Source organism: Mucilaginibacter sp. L196, assembly GCF_009765905.1.
GTDB lineage: Bacteria > Bacteroidota > Bacteroidia > Sphingobacteriales > Sphingobacteriaceae > Mucilaginibacter.
Window position 1 is genome coordinate 596341 of sequence record NZ_LMUO01000015.1, and the last position, 22427, is coordinate 618767.

At 37.7% G+C, this 22427-nt stretch carries 16 protein-coding genes; 11 read left to right on the plus strand and 5 right to left on the minus strand.

The genetic code is table 11. The features are described 5' to 3' along the window. Positions 1 to 22: 22 nt before the first annotated feature. From GSQ74_RS13575 to GSQ74_RS13600, 6 genes are all read left to right on the plus strand, one after another. Positions 23 to 3382, plus strand: coding sequence for a SusC/RagA family TonB-linked outer membrane protein (locus GSQ74_RS13575; protein WP_254060883.1), 3360 nt, complete (start codon positions 23 to 25; stop codon positions 3380 to 3382). A gap of 11 nt (positions 3383 to 3393) precedes the next feature. Further along, complete coding sequence (locus GSQ74_RS13580; RefSeq protein WP_158994146.1) at positions 3394 to 4803, plus strand: RagB/SusD family nutrient uptake outer membrane protein; 1410 nt, start codon at positions 3394 to 3396, stop codon at positions 4801 to 4803. A gap of 543 nt (positions 4804 to 5346) precedes the next feature. After that, positions 5347 to 6684: a group II intron reverse transcriptase/maturase gene (ltrA, locus tag GSQ74_RS13585; protein WP_158994149.1), complete on the plus strand. Its 1338-nt coding sequence runs from the start codon at positions 5347 to 5349 to the stop codon at positions 6682 to 6684. A 157-nt stretch (positions 6685 to 6841) separates the two neighbouring features. Then, entirely contained in the window at positions 6842 to 8278 is a 1437-nt protein-coding gene (locus tag GSQ74_RS13590; protein ID WP_158994151.1) for a TlpA disulfide reductase family protein, read from the plus strand. Positions 8279 to 8488: 210 nt separating this feature from the next. Beyond that, positions 8489 to 9643, plus strand: coding sequence for an acyl-CoA dehydrogenase family protein (locus GSQ74_RS13595; RefSeq protein ID WP_158994153.1), 1155 nt, complete (start codon positions 8489 to 8491; stop codon positions 9641 to 9643). Between the two features lie 149 nt (positions 9644 to 9792). After that, a complete protein-coding gene (locus GSQ74_RS13600; RefSeq protein WP_216846739.1) occupies positions 9793 to 10356 on the plus strand; it encodes a hypothetical protein in 564 nt (187 codons plus the stop codon). A gap of 86 nt (positions 10357 to 10442) precedes the next feature. Here GSQ74_RS13600 and GSQ74_RS13605 read toward each other — a convergent pair whose 3' ends face one another. Further along, a complete protein-coding gene (locus GSQ74_RS13605) occupies positions 10443 to 10955 on the minus strand; it encodes a helix-turn-helix domain-containing protein (protein WP_158994157.1) in 513 nt (170 codons plus the stop codon). 561 nt (positions 10956 to 11516) lie between these two features. Between GSQ74_RS13605 and GSQ74_RS13610 the strand changes: the two genes are divergently transcribed. The 3 genes from GSQ74_RS13610 (at position 11517) to GSQ74_RS13620 (ending at position 17660) form a co-directional block, all read left to right on the plus strand. Continuing rightward, positions 11517 to 14759, plus strand: a complete 3243-nt coding sequence (locus tag GSQ74_RS13610; RefSeq protein WP_158994159.1) for a SusC/RagA family TonB-linked outer membrane protein — start codon at positions 11517 to 11519, stop codon at positions 14757 to 14759. Positions 14760 to 14840: 81 nt separating this feature from the next. Continuing rightward, a complete protein-coding gene (locus tag GSQ74_RS13615; RefSeq protein WP_158994161.1) occupies positions 14841 to 16208 on the plus strand; it encodes a RagB/SusD family nutrient uptake outer membrane protein in 1368 nt (455 codons plus the stop codon). 63 nt (positions 16209 to 16271) lie between these two features. Then, positions 16272 to 17660, plus strand: a complete 1389-nt coding sequence (locus tag GSQ74_RS13620; RefSeq protein ID WP_158994163.1) for a TlpA disulfide reductase family protein — start codon at positions 16272 to 16274, stop codon at positions 17658 to 17660. Between the two features lie 49 nt (positions 17661 to 17709). Here GSQ74_RS13620 and GSQ74_RS13625 read toward each other — a convergent pair whose 3' ends face one another. The 3 genes from GSQ74_RS13625 to GSQ74_RS13635 form a co-directional block, all read right to left on the minus strand. Beyond that, on the minus strand, positions 17710 to 18018 hold the full coding sequence (locus GSQ74_RS13625) for a hypothetical protein (RefSeq protein WP_158994165.1): 309 nt from the start codon (positions 18016 to 18018) through the stop codon (positions 17710 to 17712). Next, positions 18015 to 18488 carry a MauE/DoxX family redox-associated membrane protein gene (locus tag GSQ74_RS13630; protein WP_158994167.1) on the minus strand — a complete coding sequence of 158 codons (474 nt, stop codon included), beginning with the start codon at positions 18486 to 18488 and terminating at the stop codon, positions 18015 to 18017. Before GSQ74_RS13630 ends, GSQ74_RS13625 begins: the two co-directional genes overlap by 4 nt. A gap of 295 nt (positions 18489 to 18783) precedes the next feature. Continuing rightward, a complete protein-coding gene (locus GSQ74_RS13635; protein WP_158994169.1) occupies positions 18784 to 19350 on the minus strand; it encodes a Crp/Fnr family transcriptional regulator in 567 nt (188 codons plus the stop codon). 228 nt (positions 19351 to 19578) lie between these two features. On the opposite strand from GSQ74_RS13635, the gene GSQ74_RS13640 reads away from it, so the two are divergent. Together GSQ74_RS13640 and GSQ74_RS13645 are read left to right on the plus strand one after the other, a co-directional pair. After that, on the plus strand, positions 19579 to 20859 hold the full coding sequence (locus GSQ74_RS13640) for an aminotransferase class I/II-fold pyridoxal phosphate-dependent enzyme (RefSeq protein WP_254060884.1): 1281 nt from the start codon (positions 19579 to 19581) through the stop codon (positions 20857 to 20859). Positions 20860 to 20984: 125 nt separating this feature from the next. Beyond that, positions 20985 to 22055 carry a hypothetical protein gene (locus GSQ74_RS13645; RefSeq protein ID WP_158994171.1) on the plus strand — a complete coding sequence of 357 codons (1071 nt, stop codon included), beginning with the start codon at positions 20985 to 20987 and terminating at the stop codon, positions 22053 to 22055. A gap of 8 nt (positions 22056 to 22063) precedes the next feature. On the opposite strand, the gene GSQ74_RS13650 is transcribed toward GSQ74_RS13645, so the two are convergent. Further along, on the minus strand, positions 22064 to 22294 hold the full coding sequence (locus GSQ74_RS13650; protein ID WP_216846740.1) for a hypothetical protein: 231 nt from the start codon (positions 22292 to 22294) through the stop codon (positions 22064 to 22066). Positions 22295 to 22427: the final 133 nt, after the last annotated feature.

The window sequence follows — 22427 nt, forward strand, 5'->3', positions numbered from 1 at the left end:
CATTCCTAAAATCGCGCTAATCATGAAACTCATCACCGTTTTATTGTTTGCAATCATTATGCAAGTAAGTGCGACAGGATTTGCCCAAAAAGTCACTTTAAAAGGTGACAATATATCTTTAATGCAATTATTCAAAGAGATCAGGAAACAAACCGGTTATGGTGTTCTTTACCAGAGTGATAAAGTAAATACTACAATTGTTATCAAGGCTGATTTTAAAAATGCGCCACTAGATCAGGTACTAAATGAAAGTTTAAAAGGACAGGCTTTGACGTATACTATTGATGAAAAAATAATAGTCATTAAGGAAAAGGAAATTCTCCTTCAAGGTAAGCCTGCGCTAACTCCTGTAGTTAAGGACACGACATTTAGCATTAAAGGCCATGTTGTTGATGAAAACGGAAAACCCCTTTATGGAGCGTCAGTAATGATAAAGGGAACGAAAATCGGCCATGTCACAAATATGGACGGGTCATTTTATATTTCTAATGTCCATCAAGGTATGTCAATTCAAATTTCTTTTATTGGCTATTTAACAAAAGTTGTAAAGGCTGTTCCAGATTTAGAAAATATTGTTCTTGAGGTGAGTAGTAATGAACTTGATGAAACCCATGTTATCGGATACGGCAGGGAATCCCGGCGTTTTAGTGTCGGATCGACGGCGAATGTAACAGCTGCCGATATAGAAAAACAGCCAGTTACGAATGTTCTACAGGCACTGGAAGGACAGGTTGCCGGTCTTACGGTAACTCCAACAAGTGGGGAACCAGGTGTAACAACTCAGGTACAGGTAAGAGGTCAAAATAGTATTGGTGTTGATGTGTTTGGTAGTAAATTTTATGATCAGCCACTAATTATCATAGATGGAGTGCCAATTGCCTCGCAAAATTTAAACGTCAATACGATCCAGCCCTTCTTTACCACATTCGGTGCAAATGCCTATACCGGCTTTAGCGCCATGAACAACATAAACCCTGATGATATAGAAAGTATAAGTGTACTTAAAGATGCTGATGCAACGTCGATATATGGCACTCAAGGCGCCAACGGCGTTATACTAGTTACTACAAAAAAAGGAAAGGCAGGAAAAACCACGATGAATGTTTCTGTAAATACCGGCTATAACACAGATGCACGGCCTGTGCAATTCCTTAATACACCGCAGTATCTGCAATACCGTAATGATGCCTTTAAAAGTGATGGGCTTACACCTAGCAATAATGCTAATTTGCAGACCTACGCTCCAGACCTAACCGTTTTTGATCAAAATAAGTACACCAATTGGTTCAATACTTTTTTCGGAAAAACATCGAATCAAACTGATGCACATGTCAGTTTATCAGGTGGGTCAGTAAATAATACGTTTTTAATATCAGGAGGCTATACCGGTTCCGACTATAATTATCCTGGGAATTTCGCTGACAAACGATTAACCTATCATAGTTCATACCATCATCAGTCACAGGATAACCGGCTAACTATTGATTTTGGAACGGATTATTCATATGATCATAATAATCATTTTAACAATAGCAACGCTTTACCAGCCTTAAATCCCCCAAATTTACCGGACTTGCTGGATGCGGCTGGTAACCTAGTTTGGAGTTATAAAGGAGCTGACCTTACCTTTTATCAAGCCTACGCTTATTTGAAACAACCTGTAGACTTACAGAACTATAACCTGAAAAATAGCTTAAATATCTCCTATAAATTGGCACCCGGCTTAAGCATGAGCGCAAATATGGGATATAGCCGGGTTGATGTAAATGAATCTGAAGAGTTTCCATCCAATTCACAAACCCCGGATTACCCATCATATCCGGGTAGTAGTTTTGTAAATAGCACCTACCAAACTATTAATATAGAGCCGCAACTGGATTATAGCCACACAATAGGAAAAGGTGAATTTTCCGCCCTTTTAGGCAGTACCTATAAAAAAAATGTCCAATCGTCGAATTCACAAGATGGTTATGGGTATACAAGTGATGCTCAATTGGGTTCTATAGATGGGGCATCAACTGTATATGATAACGATAACAGCTCAATCTACAAGTACAGTGCAGTTTTTGGGCGGGTTAAATATATTTACGATCAGGAATATATTATCAGCTTAACCGGGCGTAGAGATGGTTCCAGCAATTTTGGGCCGGGGAGGCAATTTGGAAATTTTGGTTCAGCAGGTTTAGGATGGATATTTTCAGAAGAGAAGAGTTTTAAAGATGCTCTGCCATTTGTTAGTTATGCCAAAATTTCAGGTAATTACGGAACCAGTGGTTCTGATGGAATTGCCCCTTACCAGTTTCAGTCGTTTTACGCGGCTGTTACTTATCCTATTGCTCCTCCCTTTCAGGGTGTCAAGCCAATATCGCCACAAAATCTTAACAATCCCGACTACAGCTGGGCCACAAAAAAATCCCTGGATTTGGGACTTGACCTCGGTTTCTTGAAAGACCAGCTGTTAATGAATATTACTTATTACCGAAATCGGGAGGGCAACCAGCTACTTAATTATCCGCTTGCCAGCCAAGCAGGTTTTACATCCGTACTTGAAAATTTAGATGCGACTGTTCAAAACACCGGTTGGGAATTTACCATTAATTCAAAAAATATTGCAACCAAAAATTTCAAATGGACAAGTAGTTTTAATATTTCGGCGAACCGCAATAAATTAGTTTCATTTCCGGGCCTCGCAAATTCCAGTTATGCGTCAGATTATGCCATAGGTAAATCGACCAGTACAGTTTTTGTTGTTAAATATAAAGATGTTAACCCAACTACAGGTCTGTTTGAATTTTATGGTGCAAACGGACAGGTTACATCCAATCCCGATTATTATGATAGTGCCGCGCAGGGCGGAGACAGGGTATCTACAGTAGACTTGCAACCAAAATTCTACGGTGGCTTAGGCAATAATTTTTCTTACAAGCGCTTAACCTTATCCGTTTTTTTCCAATTCTCCAAACAAACTGCGCCTAATTATTTATATACTCTTTATTCCCTTAATTTAATACAAAGCGGTTTGTTCAATGTTCCGACCCAGGTAATGAATAACTATTGGAGAAATCCTGGGGACCATACACAACTGCAACGATTAACAGCTACGTACTCCGATCCTGTTATTACAGCGGGTCAGGCATTTACCTACTCCTCGGGAGCCTATAGCGATGATACTTATCTTAGACTGAAGACCCTGTCTTTATCTTATGCCCTACCGGGTGTTTTTCTCAAGAAATTAAACCTTACTAATTTCAGGATCTATGCCAATGTCCAGAACCTGCTGACCTTTACTGATTACAAGGTTGGTGATCCCGAACTGCCGGGTGGCTATGCAAACTATTCTCTGCAGCGTACTTTGGTGTTCGGTTTATCTTTTAATCTTTAAATTTTATTAATATGAGAAATTTTTCACTGCATAAAATTAAATTATTAGGCGTTGTTATAATACTTATCTTAACCATCTCCTGCAAAAAACTGATTGAAATACCGCCTAGCCCGCCCCAAGATATTGCTGCGCAGGATGTGTTTGTAGATAGCACTAGCGTGATTGGCGCTATAGCGGGTGTATATAATAATTTTAATGAATCAACACAAGTATTAAGCGTAAACAACGGATTAATCACCGCTAGCACAGGGCTTTCAGGGGATGAACTATTAACCACAACAGGCGAACCTGCATTTTCCCAGCTTTCAAATAATGCGATATTGCCGAGTAACTCCAATATGGAAACGTTGTGGAGTAGTTCCTATTTAAGCTTATATCCAGTAAACGATTGCCTTACGCGTATAGCCAGTAGTACGGGAATAAGTGAATCACTGAAGCAACAGCTTACAGGTGAGCTTAAAACAGTGCGCGCTTTGTATTATTTTAACCTTGTTAATTTATTCGGCGGGGTTCCGATTGTTACATCTACAGTTTATAAAACAACGAGTTTACTTCCCCGGGCTTCAGTAGTCGATGTTTATAATCAAATAATTGACGATTTAACCGATGCCCGGAAGCGACTTAACGGAAATTACCCATCCGATGGACATATCCGTCCAAATATTTATGTTGCCTCTGCATTGCTTGCCAAGGTTTATTTGTATCAGAGTCAATGGCAAAATGCTGTTGACATGGCCAGTCAGGTAATAAATTCTGGCGATTATAGGCTAACAGACTCTCTCAATAGCGTATTTTTGGATAGAAGTTCCGAAGCCATCTGGCAATTACCTGCCGAAAATCCAAATCAAGGAGTTGTGGAAGCCGCAACATTTCTGCCCTCTGACGCTTTTACCATATCTCCCTTCCCTTTGACTGCAACTTTATTAAACTCTTTTGAACCAGGAGATCAACGGAAAATTAAATGGGTAGGAACGCAAATTTTATCTGACAATAACGGGAATAATGTCTCTTATTACTATCCTTTCAAATATAAGAACCGTAATCAGGCACAGCCGGCTGAAGATTATATGATTTTGAGGCTTGGGGAGCAATATTTGATCCGTGCAGAAGCGTTGGCTCATTTAAGCAACATAACCGAAGCTTTGCAAGACGTAAACATGGTACGCCATAGGGCGGGATTGCTGCCCTATGCTGGCGCTATGGACCAGGCTTCTGTTTTAGCTGCTATTATGCATGAAAGGCAAACTGAACTTTTTTGTGAATGGGGCAATCGGTGGTTTGACCTGCAAAGGACGGGAACTATTAATTCAGTGTTGAATGGAGAAAAAACAGGATGGAAAAGTACAACTGATCCTTTATATCCTATCCCTTTAACAGAAAAACAATCTAATCCTAATCTTACTCAGAACCCGGGTTATTGAGCGCCATGAATGATTTGCGCAGCAAATCAGTGCTGTTTGAATGATGGGAGTAGGTCTCCCGGTATCGGCTTACAGGAGCAGGTACCAAACCGCTGCTAAGCTGCTCTGGTAAAGAGCCGGGGTGGGGAGCGTTAGCAGAAAAGACAGTTTGAAGCTGTCAGGTATGTATAAAGAAGATGAATGCAAATGAACTGCCGATGAGGCGTCGAAAGGATTAAATGATGTCAAAAGTAAGGTACAGTAGCACTTTATTACCAGTTGGGAGGACGACCTGTTTACCGTCCCAATGGCATCCGGCGTATAGGCAGCATGAGCTTTATACAGGCATTCAGGCGGAACTTGGGAACCTATCGGGACGATGTGAAGAGAAAAGGTCAAGCGGAAGAACCCGCAAGTCCGAAAGTATCGATGCGTCCCACAGGGACAGAGCCATCCGTAGTACCAGCGAAGTTGCTGTAATGGCAATGGAGGGAAGGGGTGGCATTATCAGGTGCTATACAACAATAGAAACTGTTAAAGGGGCAACCTACAGGAGGTATAACGATGTATAGGCCAAAACCATATTGTATTTCGAGAAAATCGGTACAGGAAGCTTACTTGAAGATCAAAGCCAATAAAGGCGCAGCAGGTGTAGACCAGATGAGCATGGAAACTTTTGAAAAAGAGCCACAGAAACATTTGTACAAGCTATGGAACCAAATGAGTTCCGGTAGCTATATGCCCCCTGCAATCAAATTGGTGGAGATACCAAAGAAAGATGGCGGTAAAAGGCCATTGGGCATACCTACGATAACCGACCGTATCGGACAGGCGATGGTAACCAAAGAATTGGCGCAGGTGGTCGACAACCTGTTCCATGAAGACTCTTATGGTTATCGCCCGAAGAAATCAGCCTTACAGGCCGTAGCCAAAGCACGAGAAATGTGCATGAGGTATGAATGGGTACTGGACGTTGATATCAAAGGGTTCTTTGACAATATTCCACACAACCTGCTAATGAAAGCAGTAGCGAAGCATGTACAGGAACAATGGATGCTGTTATACATCGAAAGATGGCTGACAGCCCCACTGCAACTGGAGGATGGCACCATAGTAGCAAGGACGAAAGGCGTACCGCAAGGTTCCGTGATCGGCCCGATATTATCCAACCTCTACCTGCATTATGCGATGGATATGTGGCTGGTAGCCAATTATCCCGACTGCCCTTTCGAGCGGTATGCAGATGACGCAGTTATCCACTGCGACAAAGCATTCAACGTGGAAAAGTTAAAGATCGCGTTAGGCAAAAGGCTAAAAGCTTGCGGGCTGGAACTGCACGAGGAAAAGACAAAGATCATCCATTGCAGGGACAGCAACCGAACACGGAAGTACACCAAAGGTGTAAAGTTCGATTTCTTAGGCTACACGTTCAAGCCCCGACAGGCTCAGAACGGTGAACGGAAAGAAGACTTCACCAACTTTCTGCCGGCAGTAAGCACAAAAGCCAAAGCATCGATGAATTCAAAGCTAAATGCAATGCCCATTCTTCGGATACCGGGCATCGAGATCGAAGCTGTTGCTAAAGCGATGAACCCTGTCCTGCAAGGCTGGATAAACTATTACGGAAAATTCTATGCCAGTGAATTGAAAGGCTTCATGAGAAGAATCAACGCAAAGTTGGCCAACTGGGCAATACGGAAATACAAAGGGCTACGAACCAGCTTAACAAGTGGAATGAAATGGGTGAGCAGCCTTTGCAGGCGCAAACCTGACTTATTCGCTCACTGGACATTTGGTGCAAAGCCTAACATGGTTCAAAGGTATTGGGAGCCGTATGCGGTGAGAGCTGCACGTACGGTTCTGATAGAATCTCAGGCTGAAATGCTTGGGTTTACTTACTAAGCGGGATTTTAAGAACAAATACGAAAGGAATTGTAAATGGCATTATTAAGGAAAAGTATTCCCGATAATAATGCGGGGCAGCCTATATCTTAATAATTTCTAATTAGATCACGAGAAAATGCTTAGTTAGGTTTCAAATAAAAATAAATTAACAAACATGAAAAATAGAAAAATGATGCTTATGCTTATGCTCTGCCTTATTACAGGTACAGTGTTTAGCCAGAAAAATGGGTCTAAAATAACTATTGATATCAGACCCCTCAAAACGGACACTTTAATGATGATTGATGGTGATAAACCCAGGATGATCGTTACTGAACCTGGATCAAATGGTAAATATGTGTTTGATTTCAAACCAGGTGATCCGAGATTGATCAGTTTTTATAGTATTACGCAAAAAACAAAAGGAGGGTCATTGGTAGTTTACATTGAAAATGGAACTAACGTTGACATTAAAACAGATTTTGGTGAAAAGATAGTTTTTTCGGGTGTGGGCGCAAATGAAAACAGGGTGTTTTATAAAGATTATAAATTTATGGGCAACACATGGCGCTCAATTAAAATAACAGATAGTTCCACACCAAATCAGTTATATGCAGCATTTGATGCAATGTTTAAGACGTCGTATAATAATTTAAATGCAAATAAAAAAAACGTATCAGCTTTATTTTATAAAAACCATTATGATTTCATTCATTACCAGGAAATAGGGTATAAAATGGATGTCCCTTTTTGGTATATGAGAAATACACACAAAAAGCTTTCGGCATCGATACCTGATCATTACTGGGACTTGATAAAGCTTGTGAACCTAAATGATAAAGTGCTTAAAACTCAAGAATATAGCAGTGCCATGTATGCAAGTTTCCCGGGATTTTTAGAAAACGAGTATAAGTTCAAGAGTGGCAAACCCGATAGTACATTTGATCCATACGATGTCTTTATACATGTCTATCGCCGGATTGAAGAATTATGTCGTGGAGATTTGCGTAATAAACTGCTTGAAGTACAGCTTCAAGGCCAATTTGGCCCACATAGTGACCTAGCTAAATTAAAGCCATTAATGGACGATTATATACAAAAGTATGGTAGTCCGGAAAATGCTGAAAATGTAAAATCCTTACAGATCTCTTATAACGCAGCCGAAGCGTTAGCCCCCGGAAAAGAAGTAACCCCATTTGTGTTAAAGGATATAAACGGTAAAGACGTCACTCTAAAAGACTTTGCCGGCAAGGTGATTTATATGGATTTTTGGGCCAGTTGGTGCGGGCCGTGCAGGGCGCAAATGAAAACGGGTGCTCCTAAACTGCATAAAATATTTGAGGATAATAAAGACGTAGTTTTTTTATATATCAATTTGGATAAAACGACTGACCTTGAGCAAAAGGCAATTGCAGAAGATCATATAATGGGCATACATTTATTCGCAGGCAATTTTCAACAGGACAATCCGATAGTCAAAGCATTTGCTATCCAAGGCATACCCAGGTATGTGATTATAGGAAAAGATGGAAAAATATTTGATAGTGATGCACCAAGGCCTAGTGAGGACCAAGCACCAAAACGTATCGAAGATGCTTTAAATGCTAAATAATCTTTTTAGACAACCAGTTAGCCATTTAAATCCCTATAAAAAATAATAACCAATGAGGCGTTTCCTGGGATGAGAAACCGGGGACGCCTTATCCTTACCCTCTGCGCGATTTTTTTAAAATGATAGACTTAATATTTAAGGATACATCCGCTAAGCCAGATGTATCACAGACTGCTATAGTATTTTTATCAATAACAAACATCAATAGATATGGATTTCTTTTTTTCTGAAGAGCAATTAATGATTCAACAAGCAGCGCGGACATTTGCCATAAACGAATGTTTACCGGCTGTAATTGAAAGAGATGAAAAGCAAGCCTTTCCAACTGCACAAATTAAAAAATTAGCAGAGCTTGGTTTCATGGGTATGATGGTGGACCCTAAATATGGCGGAGCCGGAATGGATACGATCAGTTACATGCTGGCTATGGAAGAAATTAGCAAAGTTGATGCGAGTGTTAGCGTAATAATGAGTGTAAATAATAGTTTGGTTTGCTATGGTTTGGAAGAATTTGGGGACGAGTGGCAAAAGGAAAACTACCTGACCCAGCTTGCGAAAGGTATAAAAGATGATAAATTATATATAGGTGCATTTTTATTAAGTGAGCCTGAAGCTGGTAGTGATGCCAGTTCTCAAAAAACTATAGCGGAGGACATGGGCGAATATTATCTGCTTAATGGAGTAAAGAACTGGATAACAAGTGGAAATTCAGCAAGTGTATATATTTTGATGGCGCAGACTGACCCGTCCCAAGGATCGAAAGGAATCAATGCGTTTATAGTAGAAAGGGATTGGCCAGGAATTGACTTGGGACCTAAAGAAAATAAGATGGGGATAAGGGGTAGTGACACTCATAGCGTGCATTTTTCAAATGTAAGAGTCCCGAAAGAGAACCGAATTGGCAAGGATGGGTTTGGTTTTAAGTTTGCCATGAAAGTGTTGACTGCCGGAAGAATTGGAATTGCAGCCCAGGCATTAGGAATAGCTGGCGGGGCTTATGAACTTTCCTTAAAATATTCAATGCAACGCAAAACATTTGGTAAGGAAATTTCCCGTCACCAGGTAATCCAATTCAAACTCGCAGATATGGTCACCCGTATTGAATACGCCCGTTTATTGTGCCTAAAAGCTGCTTGGGAAAAGGATCGCAATTTGGAATTTAGCTTAAGCTCTTCAATGGCAAAAGTAGTCGCTTCCGAAACTGCAATGTGGACCACGACTGAAGCTGTACAAATTCATGGAGGTTATGGATTTGTAAAAGAATACCATGTAGAAAGGTTGATGCGGGATGCAAAAGTGACCCAAATTTATGAGGGAACCAGTGAAGTGCAACGTATGGTTATTGCAAGGGCCATTTTGAATTAGGAAGCATACTTTATTATGATGATTATTTAAAGAAGCTTTAAAGCTCTACAAAGAATAAATTTTATGATGTCACCAGTTTCAAAGATTAATGCTAATATTTTAGCTTCAAGTTTAACACTCCTGTATACAGTCTATTGAAAATCTAATCATTGAAAAGAGTAAACCTATTGAACGCAATTTTGATAATTCTGCTGGTCAGTTCGCTTTCGGCACATGCGCAGCTTAGAATCAAAGTTGTTTATGGGTCAATAGGAATTGATGATGGTTCACTTACTCCAAATGAAAAGAAATATGCTGTGTTAACTGATAGTCTTGACAGAAATTTAAAAATCCACAGTAATGATACAACCAGCCTATTTTTAAGAGCGTTACTTTATTTGCGGTATAATAGTCTTATTGCCAAGCCCTATTCGGCTGATAAAATTGCATTAGAAAATTTGGAGATCGCTAAAAAAATGGCGGAAAGGGCAATCAGTTTAAATATGAAAAATTTTAATCTAAAAATATTGCGCGCCCAGATTTATAAAGAGTTAATATACAGGTTTGCCGGTGATGAATCCTGGAAATACAATAGCAAACAAATCGCAGAAAGAAGAGAACTTTTTAACAGCTACAAAGAATTAGCAAATAAATGCTACGACGACCTAGCAGAAATGGATAAGCGCAATACTTACGATTACCAGCAATTAAAAGTAGGGTCAATCTATCCTTAATAGTATTAGTATTTAATTTTCGAAATATATCTACACCAAAATACTAAAGAATTATAAAGTAAATGATTAATGCGTTTCTGAAAAGCTTAAATCTTTGAATATACATTGGTATTTCCTTTTGTTTCATGCCTTTTAATTTGGATTAATTTTGGCATTCTTTTTAAGGCATTTGAAATCGAGGTACCTTTATAATTCCAACCATATTTTTCAAAGAATTTTTTTATTTCTCTTATTTCCCTTGGCGTCTCAATAAAATCATAGACCAACAATTTATTTTTTATTGCATATACTATTTCTGGAGTTTGTGTGAGGATATTATAATATTCGGGTCTTTTACTTCTATATTTTTCGATCAGTTCTTCTCTAATATTGGTATTGAGAATAAAGTCTTTGGAGGATAAATCGCTAAGTGAGTAATCAGAGAATTCAATTATTTTATCTAAAAGATTTAGATTGTAACCCTTTTTTTCACTTTCAATATTAACAATGGTTGGTTTTGAAAGGCCTGTGAGAATTGAAAAACTTAGTTGCGATAGCCCTAAAGATAACCTTAAGGATTTTACATTTTTTCCTATAATGCTTCGAGAAAAATCATTCATGAAACAAATAGATACAAGCAAATCATTTCAATTTGAATATGTATGTTTTATAATTGAAATAATTTATATATATTTGATTCAGGTAAACAGGTAATAATAAGAGTCTTGCGGTTACATTTTCTGACGCCGTGACGTAAGACAGCAGTTAATGCCCATGTCTATGTGTAGATGTGCTATATTAGCGCATTGAAATAGATGTGGGGGCTGCTGTAATTCCATGTCACATAAGGCGTCAGAAACTTTTAGTAACCATGGTTTGTAGCCCCCACATTTATTAAGGGAACCTTCCAACAAGACTCGTACTTCTATACGAGTATGATCAGAATTTACAGATTTGATTTTTTCCTTAATGATCAAATTGCAACAAATCTTGCACTTAGGCTTGTTCATGCCTTTTATTTCCATTTCTTTTCCTTCAAACTCTTATATAAGAGCCTGATAAAGGCCCCTGTATAATTTCATGCAAAAACGGCAGCGACAAATCAGTTGTAGTTAATTATTTCTCAGCTGCCGTTTTCCATCGTTTTTCTTAAATATCAATTAAAATCGAAAAATATATTCATGAAAAAAACTATACTTTTTATAGGGCTGGCCACGCTTTGCCTGAATTTTGAGGCAAAATCCCAGGTAGTTACTAAACTATTTGGAAGAGTCACTGATTCCTCTGACAATAAGCCTGTGCGAGGCGCTACAGTTAAAATTAAATCTACAAGTCTTTCAACTACAACCAATGAAGATGGTGAATTTGCCATTAATACAAACCAGATCAAAGGGGTTGTAGCGATTAGCTTTGTGGGTTACAAAACCATCGAACTCAATTTTAATCCAACCATAAAGGGCCCTTTTAACATCAGTCTAAGAGAGGGTAGAGTCTTGAAAGATGTAAACATTGTTTCAACAGGTTACCAGGATATTCCCAAGGAAAGGGCAACAGGTTCTTTTGCGCAACCAATTAAAGAGATGTATGATGACCGGGTATCTACAGATGCTTTATCAAAACTGAACGGGATTACCAGCGGCCTTTTATTTAATGCTAATACCTCACAAGCCCAATCAGGCTTGGACATAAGCATCCGCGGCCGTAGCACCATTTTTGCCGATGATCAGCCCCTAATCGTTGTAGATAATTTCCCGTATAGTGGCGATATAAATAATATCAACCCAAACGACGTAGAAAGCATTACTATATTAAAGGATGCTGCTGCTGCAAGTATTTGGGGTGTTAGGGCTGGCAATGGGGTGATTGTTATAACCACGAAGAAAGGGAAAATGAAACAGCCCCTCAAGGTTGGCTTTAATTCAAACATCACGGTCTTCAATAAACCTGATCTAAATTATAATCCCAACCAACTAAGCTCCTCGTCATATATCGGACTGGAAAAATACCTTTTTAATCAAGGATATGATGATGCGAATTTAAGCGATACCTATAATTTACCTGTCATCTCGCCAGTTGTACAGCTTTTAGCTGCACAGCGTGCGGGAACCATTTCAACAGCCAATATAACAACTCAACTGAATGCCTTGAGCAATGTAAATATAAACGATCAGTTGAATAAATATTTTTATCAGAAAGCAACTAACCAACAATATGCTGTCAACCTTTCAGGAGGCTCTGATAAAGCTATCTATTATTTCTCAGCCGGTTATGATGAAGATATAGCAAGTTTAAAGGCCAATGCAAATCAAAGAATTACTATTAATACACAAAATACATTTTACCCGATTAAAAAGCTGGAAATAACTGTTGGTTTAAATGCGGTTCAAACCAATGTGAAAATTGATAATACGTTAGCTCAAACGCAGCCTTTTTTATTCCCTTACAGCCAGCTTGCAGATTCAAAAGGGAATCCATTAACTATTCCATACGGTTACAACCAAAGCTTTATACAAAGTGCGCCCGCAAATGGGTTTTTAGACTGGTCGTATTCTCCTTTGCAACAATTAGGAGAATCGGATAATAAAATTCAGGACAATGACATAAGATTTACAACCGGTTTAAAATATACATTCATTAAAGGGCTGAGCGGTGAAATAAAATACCAATATGAAAATTCAAATGTACAGAACCGGGATTTTGAGGGCCAGAATAGTTACTCTACTCGTAACTTGATAAATGAGTACTCAATCGTTTCAAATGGTATTGTAACGGGTTATAATATCCCACTGGGCGGCATATTAAATTTTAATAATTCAAATACAATATCCAATAATGTCAGAGGCCAGTTAAACTACAATTTAAGCTGGAAAGATAATAGTATAACTGCACTGGCGGGATATGAATTGTCGCAAACAACTTCTTCAAGCAATGGCTCTGTTTTATATGGTTATGATGACAACAATGGAACTTTTACCAACGTAGATGCGGCAGATTATTTTTCTCTTAACCCTACCGGTAATTACGGAACAATTAATAGCGGTTTAGGTGTCAGTGGAACATTGGATCGGATTCGTTCTACCTTTGCTAACATAGCATATACTTATAAAGACCGTTATACCTTCTCAGGCAGCGCTAGGATCGACGGATCAAATTATTTTGGAGTTGCCACCAATCAAAAAAGCTTACCGCTTTGGTCTGCGGGAGCCAAGTGGGCTATTGATAAAGAAGATTTCTATGATGTTTCCTGGCTGCCTGTGTTAGCACTTAGAGCCACCTACGGGTATAATGGAAACCTGGACAGATCGGTAACTGGTGTAACCACATTATTATATTTGAGCAACGCCCAGTATACGAATCTTCCATACTCCTTAATTTCTAATGTAGGTAACCCTGATCTGCAATGGGAAAAAACAGGTATTGCTAATTTGGGGATTGATTTCGGATCGGAAAATAACATAGTAACAGGAAGTATTGAATATTATTCAAAAAAAGAAACCGACTTACTTGGATATAAGGCATTTTCTGAAAATTCAGGAATTACATCATTGGAAGGCAATTATTCTGATATGGAAGGCCATGGTTTCGATCTTTCGGTTACGACACGTAACTTAAATGGGAAGTTGAAATGGGTAACTACAATTTTGTTTAGTCATGCAACGGATAAAGTAACCAATTACGAAGCGTCTCCAGACCAATATGCGGAAACACTTGTATCTGCTGATGGTAACCAATCATCAACGGCTCCTGTTGTTGGTAAACCCGTATTCGGTTTATACAGTTATAAATGGGGAGGCTTAGACCCCGTTAATGGCAATCCTGTTGGATTTTTTAATGGCGTTAAGAGTGAAGATTATGCCAATATGGTTTCCAATACACCAGTCAATGATTTGGTGTATTCAGGGCCTGCAAGACCTACCTACTTTGGGGGACTTAATAACCGCTTTTCATATAAAGGATTTAATGTTTCATTTCAAATCAATTATAAGCTTGGATATTATTTCAGGAGGCCAACTATCAACTATTATAATATAACTGCACAGCAAACTTCATTTCTTTCTGTAAATCGTGATTATAACAATAGATGGATGAAACCGGGGGATGAGAAAATCACCAACGTGCCTTCATTGGTTTATGCGTTTGATTTTAATCGCAGTTATTTTTATCAATATTCTTCTATAAATGTAGATAATGGTGATAACGTTCGCTTACAAGATCTTAGTTTAAGTTATGATTTTAATAAATCAGCTTATAAAAGCCTGCCTTTTAACAACCTCCAGTTATTCATCTACGCAAATAATATAGGGATTCTATGGCGTGCTAACCACGATGGGCTAGACCCGGACGCAGTTCCCACAAGCCAGTTTAGTAACACGACAATGCCTAATCCAAGATCAATATCCATTGGATTTAAAGGCACCTTTTAATTATGATCAGTTGGTATCTGTCCGTTCGGAATGAAATTTAATTTATCAGAGACTGAATAAATATTTGTAAAAATAGAAATCATGAAAACTATAAAAAATTACTCCATATACCTGATGCTATTTGCATTTTTAGGATTAAACGCCTGCAATAAGAACTGGTTAAATGGAAAACCGAGTAAAGCACTAGTAATTCCAACCTCGCCAGAAGATTATCAATCTCTACTGGACAATCCTGCAATGAATGATAATTATGCCAGCCTTTATATGTTGGGGGATGGCGACTTCTATTTGACAGATTCGGTTTATGCCAGCCTAGATCAACCCGAAATAGGCGCTTACACATGGGCGGAAACAAAAAGCTTTTACGGCGGCCAGAAAAATTATGATTTGTTACAAGCTTATAGCAACGTTTTAGACGCGAATGTAGTTTTAGACGGCATTAAGTCATTACAAACCCAACCGAGTACTATAGCGGTTTATAATAATGTAAAAGGCAGTGCTCTATTTTATAGAAGTAATATATTTTATGATCTGGCACAAATGTTTTGCAAGGTCTATAATAGTGCAACTGCGAATACAGATTTAGGATTGCCTTTAAGAGTATCTGCTAATGTTAATTTGGTAATTAATAGATCATCAGTTCAGCAAACCTATGATCAAATCATTAACGACTTATTAACAGCAGCCCGACTCTTACCAGTAACCCAGTTATATCCCACCAGACCCTCAAAGCCAGCGGTATTTGGACTACTGGCAAGAGTCTATTTATCGCAACAAAATTATACCAAGGCGCTGTTATATGCAGATTCCTGCCTTTCTATTAGCAATACGCTGGTTGATTTTAACACCTTAAATCCAACTAAAAACTATCCGATACCCCGTTTTAACAACGAAGTTATTTTTCATAACCTACTATGTAATTACGAGGCTTTTAGCACTGGTTTGCAATTGGTTGATTCTGTACTATACCAATCATACGCATCCAATGATTTAAGACGGAACATATATTTCACACCTGAACCAGGCGGCTTTTCCTTTAGAGGAAGCTACAATGGGAACAGCGAATTCTTCGGTGGGGTGGCTACGGATGAAATGTACCTTATCCGAGCAGAGTGTTACGCAAGGGCTGGCAATACGACATCCGCAATGAACGATATTAATTCATTATTAAAAACGAGATGGGTGACGGGTACTTATACGAATCTGACAGCATCCAGTTCAGATAGCGCATTGATTTTAATTCTTAACGAAAGAAGGAAGGAATTGTGTTTCAGAGGATTTAGATGGACTGATCTCCGGAGATTAAACAATGACCCACGTTTCCAAATAACACTAACCAGGATTATCAATGGTCAAACCTACACCTTACCTCCAAATTCAACAAGGTATGTTTTACCTATTGATGATTATGAGATTCAATATGGAGGCCTGGTACAAAATCCACGATAACAATAAAGAATCTAATACAAATACGACAATAAAAATCTTAACAAAACTTAACCAACAAATAAAATGCGTAGAATAATCAAAATCTCCTTATTAGTCTTAGTTTCACTAAGCATTACGAGATCAACTCTTGCACAATCCCAAATTGAAGAAATCCAAGTTGGACGAAAAATCCCTGATGTTAAAATAAATGGAATAATAAACTATAGTACACAAAGTGCCAATGTCTCTGATTTCAAAGGGAAACTTTTGATACTTGATTTTTGGGCGACGTATTGTGCACCTTGTATTAGTATGTTTCCGAAGACGGACTCATTGGAAAAATTATTTAATGGAAAAATTCAATTTCTGTCGATAACGAAAGAATCGAAAGGAAAGGTAAATGATTTCCTAAACAGGATGTACGAAATAAAAAATATTAAACCGCTAACCGTAGTTAATGATACGTTATTTAGCCAGTTTTTTCCTTTTTCTTCAATTCCATATTATGTTTGGATCGATGCGAATGGAAAAGTGATTGCAACAACCAGTTCCGAAGGGGTAACAGCCTCCAATATTGAGGCTGTTTTGACAGGTAAGCCAACAACATTTGAAAATAGAAAGGATTTGCGATTTCGAAAATTGGATATTAGAACCGCGGCATTTGTCATCAGTAATAATTTTGTACTAAAAGATAGTTTGGCTAAAAGAGAGGAAATTCCCAATAAAAATATTTTCTCCTACTCCATTGCCACAAAAGCCGTTGACGAAACGGCCGGTCACATGCATTATAATATGGATCGGTTTTCGGTAATTGATGTTACCGTTAGCATGTTGTATAAATATTATTACGCAGCGGGCTATTATGATTCACCTGTTCAAGGTGCTTTTGATTCTAAGCTCAATTATTCTTATGAAATTCATGATCCTAAATTGTTAAACAGGATTGACTTAATGGATGAAGCTCATATTAAGCCTGGCACAATAGCTATGCACAATTGGTTAATGGAAAATACAGTTTGTTACGAAATCAACTACCCGGCAGGTTTAAAATGGAAAGATAAAATGGCATTGGTTGGTCAGGATTTAGATCGATATTTTGCTAAACCGATGGGTTTTGAAGTTCATGTCGAACATAGATTGGATAGCAACACGATGGCATTAAGATGTCTAAATAGTCAATCACCGCTTGGCACAACAGGCGAAAAACCTGAAGAGCATCATGACAGGTATGGTTATGTTCAACATAATTTACCGCTGAACCATTTGATAAGTTTGTTAAATAGTTATTTCTTCCAAGATCAAAAGATATCATTCGTTGATAAAACAGCCATAACACACCCCGTTGACCTTGATTTAATTTGCGACATGACGAATTTACAATCCATTAATTCCTCACTATTAAGATATGGGCTCAAATTGAATAAAGAACCTACCAAAATAGATGTCTTGGTATTTTCAGATGTCAAACGCTAAAATGTTTAAAAGCAGGTGGAAATTATAAATTTCCACCTGCTTTGTTCTATTACGGTTTGTAAGTTCCTGGCTCAGTTCCATTTTCAAACATTGGGGAACCGGCTGGAGCATCTCCCTGAACAGGGGCAATAGTGGTTTGCCATACGGCTGAACATATTTTTGTTGACGAAGTACAAGAGCCATTTTCATCATAAACATAATCGGATGCGGAATGACTCGCCGTACCGTCCAAGCTATAATAACTGGCATTATAAAGGGTTTTGTGTCCAAATGATGTTTTTGCGTTTGTAAAAGCACTAAACCCGATTGCCATAGCGCCTACCATTAAGCCTAAAGCGATTTTTTTGAAATTTTTCATGATTTTTGAATTTTAAAATTGTTTGAATTACTGAGGTACAAAGCAAATACAGCAATGGCAATAAACGCCAAGTTAAACCATATATGTTGTACCCATGTTAATTTTTCAATGACACCACCGCAATTACATGGTAACGTCTTTGCCCATAATACCATACTTATAATATAGATAGTGAATACACTCACCAATCCTGCAAAACCATAAAGGCCCAATTTGTAAGTTCGAGGGATGATGAGTAAAACAGAAACTAAAACTTCAGATGATGGTACGAGCCACGATAAATAAATCGCAAAGCTCCCAATTACTGAAACCGTTGACAGGCCCTTAAAAAAACGCTGATGATCAATAAATTTGCTGTAAGCTGTATATAGAAATAAAAACATACAGATTAGACAAATAATGAATACCACTCTTTCCCCGAGCTTATCTGAAAGATGAAATTTTGATTTTGAGATTTTAACTGTTTCCATTAGGTATAATTGGTAAATGCCATATTAATAAGAGTGGCAATTGCCACTCGCCGGTCAGTGACCATCAATTTCGCTTCTTTTTCTATGTCACGACACTCCTTTCTTATTTGTATTACCAAAAAATATTCGGTAAGGGGTAAGTAAGTTTATAACGGTTATGTAACAGGATAAAATTAGTGGCTTATATTCAAGCTCCCTTGAGAGGATATCACTATTTTACAGTTAAAATCTCACAACTTTAAGGAATGATTTTCGCATTTTGAAAGTGATTTTTTCACACGCTTTTTAAGAAACACTATCGCTTACCTATAAATTTGGTTAAGGTTTCCCTTGTCATGTGCAAATAGGAGGCGATGATTCTAATAGGTAATTTTTGAAAAAGTTCCGGTTTCTTTTTTCGAAGTATTTGATAGCGTTCTTCAGCGGGTAAAGAAACTAGATTTTGCTTTTCATATTCTTCATGCTGATATTGAAGTAACAATGATTTTATTAAGATTGAAATCTCCGGAAATTTATCATCCAGATCATGGAGTTCTGTATAGGCCATTGTAATCAGTTCTGTTTCCTGGATGATCTCGGTGTAGAAATAAGATGAAACTTTATAATAGCCCTCGTAAGAAAACAAAATATCTCTAGGTTCCCAGAATTTTACAGTATGCTCATCACCACGCTGGTCATAATAATAGTTTCGGGCGAATCCTCTGGTCATAAAATATAACCTGCTTTCTGTTTGTCCGGCAGCATGTAATATTTGGCGAGGTTTATAAAATTCCTGTTTTAATGTTGAATTTACCTCACGAATGAACTCTGGCGATAAATCGGTAATAGTAGATAATAGCTGAATCATTGGACCAGTATCCATAAGGTTTAGTTTCAGTAATAAATTATAGATCCTTGCTACAGGCTTTTAGTCTAAAGCTATAAAGTGATGTCAAACTTAGAATTGAAAAATGCCAAAAGTGGTGACATGGAATAATTTTTAATAATAAATTATAATAATTAAGAAAAAGTTAAAGAAATATACCCATGTCACCACTTATAAGGATATCCCGCCATATTTTAGAAAAATGATAAACTAAACCTTATAAATATGGATTTTGAAAAAGCAAGTTTTAAAGACTATGAAAACATTGAAGGGTGGGATATATATGCAACCGCACTTGAATTTGAAAAATATTTGGACTACCTCAGATCTAAAGGTCATTTAAATTACAGGATCGAATCATTAACCCGTGTTGGTCCTGAAATGAACCTGATGTTACCCGGCGATGATCACCCTTCCTGGATGGTGTGTCTGGTTTCCAATGATTACCTTGGTTTTAGCCAACATCGGAGAATTAAAGATGCTGTAATCAAAGGTGCCGAGATGTTTGGAACAGGTTCAGGCGCATCACCTGCAATTGGTGGACACTTCGTATATCACAAGCAATTAGAAAACAAAATTGCAGGATTCTATAAAAAGAAGGATGCGATTCTCTATACAACCGGTTATACAGCTAATAGTGCTACGCTTCAATGTTTGCTTCACAAAGATGATAAGGATCGAAATAATAATAAAAGAAATGACCTCGCCATTGTGGATATGAATGTTCACGCTAGTGTATATGAAGGTGTTTTAACAACAAATGTGAAGACTTTCTTGCATAATGATTTGGAGATGCTGGAACAGGTTCTTAAAAATGCGCGGGACAAATACCGTACAAAAATGGTGATCATAGATGGCGTATATAGTCAAGATGGCGACATTGCGCCAATTGATCAAATAGCGGATTTAGCCCACAGGTATGGGGCATTGCTGGTAGTTGATGATGCTCACGGAATTGGTGTCTTAGGAAAAACAGGTCGAGGTGTTATTGAAATGTATGATGCTTATGAAAAAGTGGATATTATTACCGGGACATTTAGCAAAGCGCTAGGCAACATAGGTGGCTATGTGGTAGCAAGACCGGAAATAATCACATACCTAAAATACCAATCCAAACAGCATTTATTTTCAACTACCGCTACTCCTGCAATAATGGGTATCCTTAAAGCAATTGACCTTGTAGATGAAGAGCCACAATGGAAAGACAGGCTTTGGGAGAACATAAACTATTTAAAAACTGGTCTTATTGGTTTAGGATTCGACGTGGGGGCGACTGCCTCCGCAGTGATCCCTGTAAAAGTTGGCGATATTCATAAAACTTTAGAAGCCGGTAAACTTCTATTAAAAAGGGGCGTGTATACGAATCCAATCATGTATCCTGCGGTTTCCAAGAAAAATGCTAGAATTAGAATGAATGTTATGGCTACCCATACCCAAGTACATCTTGACAAAGTACTTAACTCGTTTGGTGAAATAGATCGTCAATTACATATTTCAAATAAATAACCGAAAACAAATGAGTGATTGTTTAAAACTTAATAAATCAATAAATCCATCTGGCTTTAAATAAGATGATTTTCTAATCATAATAAATAGTGAAACCGGAAATTTAAATAAATATCTAATTACCTATGAATTACGAATTAGAATTACTGGAAACGCTGGCTGATTGGTTGAAAAAGCAGGTTGTTTTTAACGAACAAGATGTATTGATACATGAAGAGACGAAAAGGCTTCGGAAAGCAATGTTAAAACATATAATGACTTTGACCAATGACACGCAAATAAATACCTACTTACAAATACACCTTTACAAATTGGTAGAAATATGTGATCTGCTTTATCACCCGGAAAACGAAAATAATTTTAATTCTGCTGCAACGCTTGAATTATTGATAGCCATCAGGCAGGCAGCAAACTCCTTTGCCCCGCAAGACTTGAAATTACCCTTGTTATTGAGGCAAATTAAATGTGTGGATTACGCCGTTCAATGGATAAATATAAATAAAGCACTTAAAGATCAGATTGTCGATGAAGTGCTCATTGATATTATTGCATATCCTATTGAAAATTTTGCAAATATCAAATCTCAGCCTAAATGGTCTAATGACAATTATTTAAGTTTGTTTATAGGCGCTTTAGAAGATATACCTCAAAATGTCAATGTAGATGTGATAATTCATCTGCTGATTAGAATTGGATATAATTTCTCACGTTTTACAGCTTATTGCTACAGATGGATGCAGCAAAAATTAGAGGGGAAAGATCAGGAAGAAAAGCTGAAATTATTATGGGTATTAAAAAAAGAAATCAGGCAACATGGTTTATTAAATAATTTAAGCTTTGATGATAGAAGATTACCTATAACGGAGGAATTGTGTAATTGGATAGACGAAGAACAGACATCTTTAATCCATCAACAATCAGAAAACCCTTCTAATCAAATGAAAATAAATACCAAACTGAAGGTTTTGCAATTGGCTTATTGGGAAAAATTGCAGTATGATAATGGCGTATATGACGAAGCTAATTTGGATATTTTGTCTGAAAAAATTGCTTTTAACTTTTCAAGTAAATTTCAAGAAGAGCTTTCAGCCCCTAGTATTAAGTCAAAGTTTTATCCTAAAGATCGTTCAATAATTGAACCGATTGAAAAATTACTGGTGAAAATGCTGGAAGAGGTTCGGCAATTTTTGCATTAGCTATCTTACTATTCCATATCCAGGTAATGGCATAAATGATGCGTTTCCAGAAATTCAATGTATTCACCGAGCAAGTGATATGAAAAGCCAGGCACTTTTATTAGCTCGCTGGTATGGCGCTCTAGTAATTCACCTGCTGTGTGAAAACCAGCCAATTCACAAACCAGCGAAAATTCCTCACTTAATCCTAACTGGGAAATTGGCAACTTTAAAATAGGCTCCGGAAATCGTGTGTGCATGTTAGAATATTTAAAGCCGTTTATCCCTTTCAGCGGTTTGTATAATAACATAGCGCGGAAATGACAAATATCTGTATCAGAGGCTTGATGAAAAACCAGAAATATAAGATAAGGATTTTTCATGCTAAAGCGC